12 protein-coding genes are annotated in these 12,266 nt (G+C 36.7%); all 12 read right to left on the bottom strand.

Going from position 1 to position 12,266, the window contains the following annotated elements:
- Position 1: 1 nt before the first annotated feature.
- The gene (fliH, locus tag FJR03_RS02475; protein WP_193114088.1) at positions 2 to 775 is read right to left on the bottom strand and encodes a flagellar assembly protein FliH; all 774 of its coding nucleotides are present in this window, start codon (positions 773 to 775) and stop codon (positions 2 to 4) included.
- Between the two features lie 5 nt (positions 776 to 780).
- Positions 781 to 1,809 carry a flagellar motor switch protein FliG gene (fliG, locus tag FJR03_RS02470; protein WP_193114087.1) on the bottom strand — a complete coding sequence of 343 codons (1,029 nt, stop codon included), beginning with the start codon at positions 1,807 to 1,809 and terminating at the stop codon, positions 781 to 783.
- A gap of 6 nt (positions 1,810 to 1,815) precedes the next feature.
- Positions 1,816 to 3,525 carry a flagellar basal-body MS-ring/collar protein FliF gene (gene fliF, locus FJR03_RS02465; RefSeq protein ID WP_193114086.1) on the bottom strand — a complete coding sequence of 570 codons (1,710 nt, stop codon included), beginning with the start codon at positions 3,523 to 3,525 and terminating at the stop codon, positions 1,816 to 1,818.
- Between the two features lie 15 nt (positions 3,526 to 3,540).
- Positions 3,541 to 4,635, bottom strand: coding sequence for a histidinol-phosphate transaminase (gene hisC / locus FJR03_RS02460; protein ID WP_193114085.1), 1,095 nt, complete (start codon positions 4,633 to 4,635; stop codon positions 3,541 to 3,543).
- Positions 4,632 to 5,717 (bottom strand): prephenate dehydratase, encoded by a 1,086-nt coding sequence (gene pheA, locus FJR03_RS02455; protein WP_193114084.1) that lies wholly within the window; start codon positions 5,715 to 5,717, stop codon positions 4,632 to 4,634. Before pheA ends, hisC begins: the two co-directional genes overlap by 4 nt.
- Complete coding sequence (locus FJR03_RS02450) at positions 5,714 to 6,505, bottom strand: HAD-IIA family hydrolase (RefSeq protein ID WP_193114083.1); 792 nt, start codon at positions 6,503 to 6,505, stop codon at positions 5,714 to 5,716. Before FJR03_RS02450 ends, pheA begins: the two co-directional genes overlap by 4 nt.
- Before the next feature lie 12 nt (positions 6,506 to 6,517).
- Positions 6,518 to 7,729, bottom strand: coding sequence for a diaminopimelate decarboxylase (gene lysA / locus FJR03_RS02445; protein WP_193114082.1), 1,212 nt, complete (start codon positions 7,727 to 7,729; stop codon positions 6,518 to 6,520).
- A gap of 62 nt (positions 7,730 to 7,791) precedes the next feature.
- The gene (locus FJR03_RS02440) at positions 7,792 to 8,862 is read right to left on the bottom strand and encodes an LptF/LptG family permease (protein ID WP_193114081.1); all 1,071 of its coding nucleotides are present in this window, start codon (positions 8,860 to 8,862) and stop codon (positions 7,792 to 7,794) included.
- Positions 8,856 to 9,428: an aminoacyl-tRNA hydrolase gene (gene pth / locus FJR03_RS02435; RefSeq protein WP_193114080.1), complete on the bottom strand. Its 573-nt coding sequence runs from the start codon at positions 9,426 to 9,428 to the stop codon at positions 8,856 to 8,858. The genes FJR03_RS02440 and pth overlap by 7 nt, the downstream gene beginning before the upstream one ends.
- A gap of 13 nt (positions 9,429 to 9,441) precedes the next feature.
- Complete coding sequence (locus FJR03_RS02430; RefSeq protein WP_193114079.1) at positions 9,442 to 9,978, bottom strand: 50S ribosomal protein L25/general stress protein Ctc; 537 nt, start codon at positions 9,976 to 9,978, stop codon at positions 9,442 to 9,444.
- Positions 9,979 to 10,037: 59 nt separating this feature from the next.
- Positions 10,038 to 11,231: a type IV pilus twitching motility protein PilT gene (locus tag FJR03_RS02425; RefSeq protein ID WP_193114078.1), complete on the bottom strand. Its 1,194-nt coding sequence runs from the start codon at positions 11,229 to 11,231 to the stop codon at positions 10,038 to 10,040.
- Entirely contained in the window at positions 11,228 to 12,208 is a 981-nt protein-coding gene (locus tag FJR03_RS02420) for a transaldolase (RefSeq protein WP_193114077.1), read from the bottom strand. The genes FJR03_RS02425 and FJR03_RS02420 overlap by 4 nt, the downstream gene beginning before the upstream one ends.
- Positions 12,209 to 12,266: the final 58 nt, after the last annotated feature.

Raw genomic sequence — 12,266 nt, 5'->3', positions numbered from 1 at the left:
TTTACTCACTTAAAGCTGCTTTTTTTACTCTTTCAAATCTTTTTTGTATTTGTGCATCAATATTACCGGCATCGCTTAATACTACAACACCACCTTCACTTATGGCATTATCTGATAATATTGTTATATTTTCTATGTTTCCTAGATGTTGAGATATTACACTATGATCTTTAGGATTTACTTTCAAGGTGATTTTAGAAGCACCCTGTAAATCTTTTATAAGCTCATCTGAAAGTGTTTTTGCTATCTCACTTGAATTCTCTGAAACCTCTACTTTGATAACCTCTTTTGCGATATCAAGTGCTGCCAATACAAGCTCATTTTTCAAAGATTCGATTGATGTTCTAAACTCATTAGCTGATTCTTCCAACTTCTTGATTGATGTAGAATAAAGTTCTATAGTACTTTGCATACCAGATGCCAATTGTTCCTGTGCTTGTTTAGCACCGGTTTCAAGGCCCTCTGCAAATGAGTCCTCTTTTGCTTTTTGAAGCTGAGCTTGAAACTCCTCCTCTTTTGCCTCAAGTTTCATCTGTAACTTGATAAAGTTTGAAGACATCTCATCTGTTTTTTTCATCAAAGACTCGATCAGAGAATCTTTTGTATTGTCACTTAATGCACTCGAATCAACTTTCTCATCTGTAAGCTGCGGTTCAATACTTACTTTTGGTTCCTCTTTTGTCTCTTCATCTTTTGCACCAAAAGCGATCACCTTAAAGTTGTATTTGTTAACATTATGTTTTTCAATAGACTCGTTTGAAATTACCGTTGCCATAATTTTTACTCAACCATCTCTTCAGTTGAACCCATTTGGATAGTACCAGCTTCAGCAAGCTGGTTAACAGCCTCAACAATTTTTCTCTGCGCTGCTTCAACATCTTTCATTTTAACAGCACCCATAAACTGCATCTCTTCATCAAATGCGTCTTGTGCTCTTTCACTCATTGCAGAGAAGAACTTCTCTTTTAACTCTTCAGGAGCAGATTTGAGTGCTAACATAAGATCTGCTTTATCGATAGCTTTTAAGATCTCTGCAATTGCATTTTTATCTAAAGTAACAATATCCTCAAACGTGAACATCATCTCTTTAATTTGTGTCGCTAACTCTTCATCAACCTGCTCAATTGTTGCAAGTGTTGACTTAGAACTTTTCGCACCTAAACGGTTAAAGATATCTGCAACTGCACGCGTACCACCAACTTCGACTTTGTATGAAGCAAGTGATTCAAGTTTAGATTCTAGTACGGCAGATACACGTTTAATAACCGATGGAGAGATATCTCCAAGTTTTGCCATCCTCATAGCAACTTCACTTCTTAGATCATCAGGGAAGAACTGCAATGTATCGGCAGCTTCTGTTGAATCCATATGTGCAAGTATCAGAGCAATCGTCTGAGGATGCTCGTTTAAAATAAAGTCTGATAGCTGTTGCGGTTTAATTTTAGAAAGATATGCAAAGTTTTGTGTATTTTGCATAGACTTGCTAAGTTTATCAAGAACTTTTTTCGCCTCTTCAGGACCAAGAGTTCTATATAACAGTTCACGCGCATATTCCAGACCACCGGTAGTAAGATACTGACCCGATTGAAAGATTGCATGAAACTCTTCCAAAACCGTTGTAGCCAAAGCTCTGTCAATACTCTTATTTACCGCAATAAACTTAGAGATCTCGGTAATAGCATCTACCTCCATATTTGAAAATATGGCCGCTGTTACCTCTTCTCCAAGTTGTAAAAGTAAAATAGCGATCTTTTCTGCCATCCCCATTTCATCAAATGCAGCTTGTTGTTGTTGTGTCAATTTTGCCATTTCAACCTATCCTTGTCTACGGTGTGGAAGATCAGCCTCTTCCGATAAAAGTGCCTGAAGAAGTGCTGCAACATTTTCAGGTTCATCTTCAGCCATCACTCTTACTTTTTCAAGAAGTACTTCATGTTTCAGTTCATCTTCGTTGAGTGTACCGCTAATACCAAGTTGATCTTCAACTTTCTTACGCATATTTTGTACTTTTTCAACGAGATCATCATCTTCATCTTCTTCAAGATCGAGTGTCGGTCTCTCAAGCTCTTCATCCTCTTTAGAAACCTCTAACATACGATCTGCAAACGGTACAATCGCTTTTTTGTAAACAATAAATAGAAGTAGTAATACAAAAATATACTTAAACAGATCAGCAAACGGTGCTAAGTAAGTTTGAGAGAACTTGATAACTTCCGATACTTGTGTAGCAGAAGGGTCTCTTGCTTCTCTTTCAAACTGTAAATTTTGTACACTTATCTGATCACCTCTATCGGTATCGATACCAATAGAACGACTCGCAAGTGAAGTCAGTGCATTTAAATCAGCTTCATCTAGTGGTGTATACTCAGTTTCATCTGAAAACTGACCGTTTTCATCCACTTTGTACTTATATTTTCCATCTACTAAAACAGCAGCTGTAACTCTTTTAATACGGGCAAACTGAGCCTTTGTAGTACTTACGGTTTTTCCAACTTCATAGTTGGTAGTCCCTGTATTTTTACTATATTTTTCAGTAGTTTTATTTGACTGTAGTCCCTCAACAGGACCGATATTACTAACAGTTCCTGGTACTCCACCTACAACGTCAGGTGACATCCCCTCACGCTTCTCTTCACTTACCTGTTCACTTCTAACTACATTTTCAGGATCATATTTCTCACTTGTAGAGCTCTGTATAGAGAAATCATAATCGATTGTCACCTGTGCTACAACTTTATCTTTTCCACCAACAAAAGGAGCTACAACTTCAACAATCTTATTGCGAAGTTTCCCCTCCTCTTTAGTTTTATAGCGTTGTTGTACCACTGAGAGTTCATCCATCTGCCCCATCTCGTCATCATCACCCAGGGTAATACCGTTACTGCTTACAACCATAACGTTCGATGATTCAAGTTTAGGAACAGCAGAAGCTACAAGATTTTTAATACCTCTTATCTGCTTATGTGAAAGTGTACGTTCAGTTTCAAACTCAACCATTACAGATGCAGTAGGCTTTGATTGTTTAGAAACAAACAGTGTCTCTTTTGGAAGCGCTAAAGATACACTTGCATTTTTAATAGGTGCAAGGGCTTCAATGGTACGTGAGAGTTCACCCTCTAAAGCACGAAGATATTTAACATCTTGGTCGAACTGAGTTGCACCGAACTCTTGCGTATCAAAAAGTTCGAATCCTACTACATTATCTTTAGGAATTCCCAAAGAGGCTATAGATATTCTCTCTTTATAAACAACATCACGAGGCACTTTTATGATGTTGTTATCTTCAAGTTTATAAGGGATTTTGTCTTGTTCAAGCTGTTCAATAACTTTTGCGGCATCTTGCGAACTTAAAGAGTCGAACAGAACTTCATAAGAATTTAATCCTGAACTTCTGGAAGTATATGTTACAAGAAAGACTAAGAATGCAACAATTCCAAAAATCGCAAAAGCAATAATAGCTTTTTGCTGCTTTGTCAATTTTGCATATACAACCGATAACTGTGAAAAAAGTGCCTTAAAGTCCATTAAATATCAAATCACCTATAAATATTGCTTTGCAAGTTCAAAAAATTTATCATTTTGTTCACTTGTTCCAACTGTTACACGTATAGCATTCATTCCATAACCTGCAAGATCCCTTACAATCATTCCACGACGAAGTAGATCATCTGCTAGTTTTGTCGAATTTTGGTTCTGATTCAGACATAAAGTAACGAAATTTGTATAACTCTCAATTATATCTAGTTTTTGTTCATTTGCAAACTCTTTATAACGTTTCATCTGCTCAAAATTTAAAGCGATACTTTTGTTAACAAACTCTTCATCTTCTAATGCAACCGAAGCTGCTTCCAAAGATAGTGTAGTAATATTAAACGGTGGACGTAACTTATAAAGTTCATTGATAATAAGCTCATCTGCAATACCGTATCCTGTACGCATACCGCCTAATCCATAAGCTTTTGAAAAAGTTCCTAAATAGATAACATTTTTAAACTTCTCAATAAGTTCTTTAGGCTCAACAGCTTTCTTATCATCAGCGTATTTTGCATATTCCATATATGCACCGTCAACTACTACAAGAGTATCTTCATCGATCTTTTCTAAAAACGACATCATATCTGCAGCATCAATAGCATCACCGGTAGGATTGTTCGGTGTACATAAGAAGATAATTGACGGATTCTCTTTTTTGTAAAGATCGTAAAACTCATCAAGATTATGCTCTTGTGAAGCTGTTTTAATTATTTGTGCTCCAACGTGTTTTGCATAGATCTCATACATTGCGAATGTTACGCTGTTTACTAAAACTTTCGTATTTTCATCCGCTTTAGCATGGATAATAAACTCAATCACCTGATCACTACCGCTTCCGATGATGATATTCTTTTGTTCTACATCAAATCTTTTACTAAGACCTGCTTTTAACTTGATCATAGAATCATCCGGATATAAAGCCATATTTTTTACGATCGCACTTACAGCATCTTGTACTTTTTGTGAACATCCAAGCGGATTCTCATTTGATGCAAGTTTTACAATATCTTTTGGTTCAATACCAAACTCACGAACAACTAACTCTATCGGCTTTCCAGCTTCATAAGTTTTTATACTTTCAAGATGTTTATTAAATTTCAATTTTCACCCTTTGCATATGATCCTAGCCATGTTACTTCGCTAGCATGCTTATCTATAACTTTTTTAATACGTTCTTCATCTATATGACCGTAGAAGTCTATATAGAACCAATATCCAAAACCACCGTCTTTATCTATTGACGGGCGAGATTCGATCTTAGAGAGATTAATCTTCTCTTCATCAAAATCTTGTAAAAAATGTACTAAAGCTCCGGCTTCTACAGCATCTTTTAAACGTACTAGAATCGAAGTTTTATCATCATCACTCATACCGTTTTTAAAGTCACTTAGTATGATAAAACGTGTTGTATTTTCCGATTCATCTTCAATATTTTCAAATAAAACCGGTACACCGTAAAGCTTCGCAGCAATATGGGAACATATTGCTGCTGCACTTTCATCCTCTGCTGCAAGTATTGCAGCTTTTGCAGTTGACTCAACAGGGATATGTTCAATGTCATTAAAGCCATGTTCGCTTAAAAAGTCACGACACTGTCCGAACCCCTTATCTTTAGAGTAGATTTTTTTAATATCTTCAAGTTTATGTGCCTTCGTTGCAAAAGCAACATGGATAGGCATATACAGTTCTGAAACAATTTTCATAGATGATTTTGAAAGCAGATCAAGTGTTTCCCCGACAATACCATCACGGGAGTTTTCAATAGGTACTACTCCAAATTTTGCACGACCCGCTTCAATAGTTTTAAACACTGATTCGATAGAGTTAAGGGAAAGATACTCACTCATAGCACCAAAACGGCTCTCTGCCGCTTGATGGGTAAAACTCCCTTCAGGTCCAAGATATGCAATGCGTTCAGGAAGTTCAAGATTACGAGAAACTGCAAATATCTCTAAAAATATAGCTTCGATTGCCGCTCTATTTAAGATTCCATTTTCCTCTTGACTTAATTTAGTTAAACGCTCAATAATAGCTTTTTCACGCTCAGGTCTGTAGATCGCACCGCCAGTGTCCGCTTTGATCTCACCTACACGTTCAACAACTTTCATTCTTTTGTTTAAAAGTTCTAAAAGCTCTGTATCTATCGCATCTATCGCTACTCTACAATCATCTAAAGTTTTCATTCTCTCTCCAAATTGTGCTTATCTAAAATATCCTGCATATTTTTATAGATATAATCAGGTCGTAAATTCTCATCTAAAAACGGTACTATCTCATCAGCTGTTTGGTACTTTCCGCTTGTAACAAAGAGTGTCTTCATTCCAAGTTCTTTTGCACCTCCGAGATCACCTTTTACATCATCACTGATAATCTCAACAGTTTCAAAACCGGCATCACTTTCTTGTTTTTGTAATCTTTGTAAAGATTCATTGTAAAAAGCGGTACTTGGTTTTCCTACAACTTCATATGATGTACTTGTAGCAAACTCCAGCATCTTAAGCACTGCCCCGACACCCGGATATCTTTTTCCGTTTTTTGCATAGATAGATGTCTCATGCATTCCGACAAGTTTTGCACCTTGAAGTAAAAACTCTATCATCTGTGCATATTCATCAGCACTGAAATCCTCTTTGATCGCAACTAAAACCGTTTTAGGGTTTTCATAATCAAGTTTGTACCCCATAGATACAAGAGTATTTAAAAACTCCTGCGCTCCATATGCAGCTACAGCTTCTTTTTCAACTTTTTCCTCTAAAATCATCAACGGATCAAGATACTTATCAAATCCAAAATCAAATCCGATTGATTGCAGATAGTTATAAAAATCCTTAGAAGCTTTTTTTGTATTGTTCGTGATAACCATGTACGGTACTTGATTTGTGTTTAGATAGTTGATAAACTCTCTACTGCCCTCTATAGGCGATTTATCACTATCACTAATCAAAGTCCCTTGAACATCTATAAAATACAATTTTTCTCTTCCTTAGTTTTCTAAGAACTCTTGTTCAAGAGCGATAAGGTCTTCAAAGCTCTCTCTGCGACGAATAAGTCTTGCTTTTCCATCTTCAATAGCAACTTCCGCACTTCTTCCGCGAGTATTGTAGTTACTTCCCATACCAAAACCGTATGCTCCTGCTGATTTTACAACAAGTAAATCGTTATGATTTAACGGCGGTAATTTATAATCTTTTGCAAAGAAGTCACCACTTTCACATACAGGTCCTACGATATCAACTTCTCTTTCATCTTCAGTATTGTCCGTAATTGCTTCGATTCCGTGATATGCATTGTAAAGTGATGGACGCAGAAGGTCATTCATTGCACCGTCAACTACTACAAATTTTTTCTCACCGTTTTGTTTTTCATAGAGTACTTTTGTTAGAAAATATCCCGCATTAGCAGTTAAGAAACGCCCCGGTTCACAAAGGATTGTCATATCCATTGCAGTAAGTGTTCCTAAAATAGCTTGTGCATAATCGTACGGTTTGATTGTCTCTTCATCTTTATACTTAACACCTAAACCGCCACCGATATCAAAAAATTTCAGTTCAATATCAAGTGCTTGTAGTGAACGTACCAAGTCAGCTACGATCTCAGCCGATTCACGGATAGGATCAAGTTCTGTAAGTTGTGAACCGATATGAAAGTGAATACCTACAGGATCTAAATTCTCAGAATTTTTTGCTTTGATATACATTCTTTTTGCAGAATTAAGATCTACTCCAAACTTGTTGTCATGAAGTCCCGTTGAGATATACGGGTGTGTTTTTGGGTCAATGTTTGGATTTACACGGATAGAGATACGTGCTTGTTTACCTAACTCTTTAGCAACAAGTTCAACACGTCCAAGTTCCGCTTCACTCTCAAGATTGATGTAAAGGATATCTTTTTCAATTGCTTCACGAATCTCATCGTCAGTTTTTCCGACACCTGAGAAGATAATTTTATAAGGTGCAATTCCCGCTAATAATGCACGACGTACTTCACCGATCGATACACAGTCAGCTCCACTGCCCATTTTTGCAAAATGTTTTACAACACTTAAATTTGAGTTTGCTTTTACAGCATATGCAATTATAGATTTTCTTCCACGAAAAGCTTCTTTTAGTTCATCGAACTGTGCTTTCATGTAGTCAAAATCATACACATAAAGAGGCGTTTGATACTCATTCGCCAAAGATTTAAAATCGATCATAAAAATGTCCCAATCTCTTTATAAATTTTTGACGATTTTATCCAAAATGTGCTTATAAGTGCCTAAGTTGATAAACGATGTTTTTTCCACAGCCACAAGGCTATTGAAAGGAGTATAAAAATAGGCCCGATAAGCCCCAGTTCACTCGATATTGTTTTATGGTTTGAAAGCTCTATCAGCATATATAACATCCCCCATACTAAGAGTGTCGATAGAATAGCTCCAAAAGAGAAGAATGATACATTTAAAAAACGGACACTGATAGGTACTAAAAAGAAAATTATTACGATCAAAATCGGTGCAAAAAACGGATAGATAAAGATCCTGTAAAGTGCTCCACGAATATTACTTGTTTCAACACCTTGGGAGCTCAAAAGTTTGTACGCTTCATATGCATCGGAAATCGTAAAATCAACCTGCCCCAGATAAACCTGATCAAGCATTTTAGGTCTGAAGTCTTCAAGAATTTTCAACTCTTTTTCCTCTGTAACACTTATTCCGCTCGATCCAAAGCTTAGATCATCCGGTTTTGTAATTACATCTGCACTTTTAATGCGCCAGAAATTATCTTCGTAATGTGCCTCTTTCGCAGTCAAAATTGACTTGAGTGAACCATTGTTCACCTCAAAAACACGAATACCGAGTGCTTTTTCCTGAATAGGTAAAAGTTTTGAAAAATAGATATACTGCCCTTTATGTATAAAGAAAAGGTCACGGCTTGGATTAAGATATTTGCCGTGAACACGGATATTGTAAGCATACTCTTGTGCCCGAGAAAACTTCGTAAATGCGTGTAAAGATATAAATAGAAAAATGATTAAAGAGGCCACAACCACAAAGGGTTTAAGTGCATCTACTCGTGAATATCCCAATGAATAAAAAGAGACCAAAGCGTTTGAGCGGATAAGATAGATTTTAGTTGCTATCATCCCAAAAACAAGTGAAATCGGCAAAAGCATATCGATCGCAAAGAAAGTCTTATACACGAGGTAAATCAGAACAAGGTTGGCTGATTTTGAGAGTGCATCGGCATTTCCCATATAGTCAAAACCGACCATAAAAAGTACTAATGCAAGTAGTATTACTGAAAAATATTTAAGATAATGAAGTGCTATATATTTATAGGCTAACAAGGTGAGCCTTTCTTAGCATACTGCGAGCTTGTATCTTCTAAAGAGTTTTTTAGTAAAAACTCTATCGCATCTGCAGTATGTCCTATCCACTCATCCAAGTGTTCTTGTTCTTTAGGTGAAAAATCGCTTAAAACGTAAGAAGCAACCTCCCCTTTGTGTTCAGGTTTGCCGATCCCCATTCTCACTCGTGCATATTCGCGTGAGATATGAGCATCTATAGACTTTAAGCCGTTATGTCCGCCGTGTCCACCGCCGAATTTAAAACGGAGTGTGCCAAAAGGGAGGTCTAAATCATCATGTATTACAACAACTTTATCTATCTTGTAAAAGTTTTTTACCTTTATAACAGATTCCCCTGAAAGGTTCATGTATGTAAGTGGTTTTAATAAAAAATGATTTTCTAAAGAAACAGGGTTTTGAAATTTAAAGAGTTCACCCTTAAAATTTGAAGAGGATTGTTTAGAAGCACTAAGTCTTTTTCTTAGCTCGTCAATTACCATAAAACCGATATTATGGCGTGTTTTTTCATAGTCGGATCCAGGGTTTCCTAGTCCGACTATAAGCATAATAAGGGATTCCTTATTTAGCTTTGATCACACTTAGAACCGCTACACGGTCAGCGTCTGTGAAAGTTACGTTTTCGATTGCTGGAAGGTCACGAATAAGTCTTGCATCACCAACATCCATAGGAGTTACGTCAACAACGATTTCATTTGGTAAATCTTCGATTTTAGCTTTTACACGAAGACGTGGTTTAGAAATGAAAACCATACCTTTATTTTTAAGACCGATAGCATCACCTTCTGCTACAACTGGAACCATGTAGTGTGTTTCAACACCTGGTTGAGCTACCATTAGATCAACGTGTAATAGTTTACCTGTAACTGCGTGAGACTCATATGATTGAACAACAACATTCATCTCATTTCCACCAACTTTTACTGGGAATGCAATAGATTCTTTGTTGCGAACAGCACGGATATATTCATTTTCTTTGAATGCAGCATTGATATTCTCAAAACCTTTTCCGTAAATATTTGCAATTAGATAACCATCACGGCGAAGTGCTTTAACACTTTTCTTACCAGTACTCTCTCTAACTATACCTTCTAACATATGAAGTCCTTAATTTTAAAATAGGCGGAATTATACCTAAAATTGAATTAAATTTTACTTTAAGATTTTAGATCAAATACATCATCATCCATAGTGATCTCATGAGATTCACCCATAGCATCATGATTCTTACTTGATATTTTTCCACTCATTAAACCTGAAATTTTAAGTTCAAGGTCAGATGCACTTGTTGCATAATCTAATGCAGCATCTTTTGTAATTACACCTTCGTTGTAAAGGTCTAAAATACCCTGATCGAAACTTTGCGATTTATAGTGATCTTTACCGGCTTCAATAGCATCACGGATCTCAACATCTCTATCTTCCATAATAAGTTTTTCAATTAACGGTGTACGGACAAGAATCTCTAGTGCTGCACGTCTTCCACCATCTTTGGCAGGGACTAGACGTTGTGATATTACCCCTTGTAAAACACCAGCTAAAGAGATCCTAACACGGTTTTGTTCATCTGTCGGGAACTGCGCAATAATACGGTTAATTGTTTCTTTTGCATCAAGTGTGTGCAGTGTTGAGAAAACCAAGTGCCCCGTATCTGCAGCATGAAGTGCCAAGTTGATAGTTTCTCTATCCCTCATCTCCCCGACCAGAATAATATCGGGGTCTTCACGAAGTGCGGCACGAAGTGCATTTGAAAACGAGATCGTATCTTGTCCAACCGAACGCTGATTAATAATACACCCTCTATCTTTGTGAACGAACTCAATTGGATCTTCAATTGTAATAACGTGCTTTTTCTTATTAAGATTCAACTCATTAATAAGTGCTGCAAGAGTTGTTGATTTACCAGAACCGGTAACTCCCGTTACAAGTACAAGACCACGCTCTTTTTTTGTAAAGTTTCGAACAATTTCAGGAAGATGCAACTCTTCAAAACTTGGAATACGGACAGGAATAACACGAAAGACTGCCGAAACCCCGTCCATTTGAAAGAAAATATTTACACGGAAACGGTTGTTTTCATCAAAAGGGTATACAAGGTCAAGCTCTTTTTTCTCAACAAACTCTGCGAATCTTCCTTTGAGTAACTCTTTTGCGAATGTAAGGGCATCCTCTTTAGATAAGATTCCACCTGAGAACTGTTTAATCTCACCGTTAATTCTTGCACGAATTACGGAGTTAGCTTTAATGTGGAGGTCACTTCCCCCAACTTCGATCATCTTTTTAAGATGAACACGTATTTTTTTTAACTGCTCAAACGTTAGTTTGCTTACATCTACTTCATTCTTATTCATAATGCCCCCAATATTTCTTGAAATGCGTCTTTAAATGCTTCTAAGCCATCCTCGATTTGCTGTGTCAAGACAGCATCGAAATCTAAGCCGATATCAGCTATTTTATCAAAATGTGCTTGAATTGTTTGTGATTCAATAGGAAGTACTTTATTTTTCGAGCCGTTTTCATGAAATGCTTTAATTGTATCTATCGGCGCAGTATTTACACTATTATATGCAAGCAGCTGTTCAACATAATAATGTGCAGGAAGAGAATCATCTTTTACACCTGTACTTGCAAAAAGTGTACGGCATCCCGGTACCTGCATAGCTTCTATCTCATTATATATATCTGCCGAATTATAAATACCGCTTAGAGCCACTTCAATTCCGTGTTCTTTAAGATGCTTGTCAATTGCTCTGTCAACACGAGATACAAATATACTGATAACCGTATCTACTTTTGAACCGTGTTTTTCACCACCTTTTTTAAATGCCTCGGCACACTCAATAGCCTGAGACTTCTTAAAGATTAGTGTTGCATTTACAGGTATACCTTCAGCTGTAAGAGCTTCCATAGCGCCATACCCTGCATCAGTAGCGGGAACTTTTATCATTACATTTGGACGATTAATTGCAGCAAAAAGTCTTTTTCCCTCTTCTATTGTTCCCTCTGTATCATCACATAAATGTGGATCAACCTCTATACTCACATAACCGTCATCCCCTTTATCGAATAACGGTCTCATAATATCTGCAGCTTTTTGGATATCGTAAATTGCTACTGCTTCATATTTTTGTTTTGGTTCTAGATCTTCTAATTCTTGTAGTTGTGTAAGGTATGCAGGTGAGTTTAAAATGGCATTTTTAAATATCGCAGGATTTGAAGTCGCTCCGTTAACGATCTTGGCATCGATCAACTCTTGAAATTCATTGTCTAAAAAATCTCTTTCGATAAAATCTGCCCAAAGTGAAAATTTCAAATCCTCTATGTACATATATAAAGCCCTTTTAATATTTTTTGACTCTATTATAACCCAATAATTCTAAAACTCC

Origin of the sequence: Sulfurimonas marina (assembly GCF_014905095.1) — a bacterium.
Lineage (GTDB): Bacteria > Campylobacterota > Campylobacteria > Campylobacterales > Sulfurimonadaceae > Sulfurimonas > Sulfurimonas marina.
Note: the sequence above shows the minus strand (reverse complement) of the source record. Positions and strands in the feature narration are given on the sequence as shown.

Excerpts from the sequence above, each read along its gene's own strand:
- FJR03_RS02430 (WP_193114079.1), bottom strand. The coding sequence starts at position 9,978 with ATGTTAGAAGGTATAGTTAGAGAGAGTACTGGTAAGAAAAGTGTTAAA.
- fliH (WP_193114088.1), bottom strand. The coding sequence starts at position 775 with ATGGCAACGGTAATTTCAAACGAGTCTATTGAAAAACATAATGTTAAC.
- pth (WP_193114080.1), bottom strand. The coding sequence starts at position 9,428 with ATGCTTATAGTCGGACTAGGAAACCCTGGATCCGACTATGAAAAAACA.
- FJR03_RS02425 (WP_193114078.1), bottom strand. The coding sequence starts at position 11,231 with ATGAATAAGAATGAAGTAGATGTAAGCAAACTAACGTTTGAGCAGTTA.
- fliF (WP_193114086.1), bottom strand. The coding sequence starts at position 3,525 with ATGGACTTTAAGGCACTTTTTTCACAGTTATCGGTTGTATATGCAAAA.
- lysA (WP_193114082.1), bottom strand. The coding sequence starts at position 7,729 with ATGATCGATTTTAAATCTTTGGCGAATGAGTATCAAACGCCTCTTTAT.
- pheA (WP_193114084.1), bottom strand. The coding sequence starts at position 5,717 with ATGAAAACTTTAGATGATTGTAGAGTAGCGATAGATGCGATAGATACA.
- FJR03_RS02420 (WP_193114077.1), bottom strand. The coding sequence starts at position 12,208 with ATGTACATAGAGGATTTGAAATTTTCACTTTGGGCAGATTTTATCGAA.
- fliG (WP_193114087.1), bottom strand. The coding sequence starts at position 1,809 with ATGGCAAAATTGACACAACAACAACAAGCTGCATTTGATGAAATGGGG.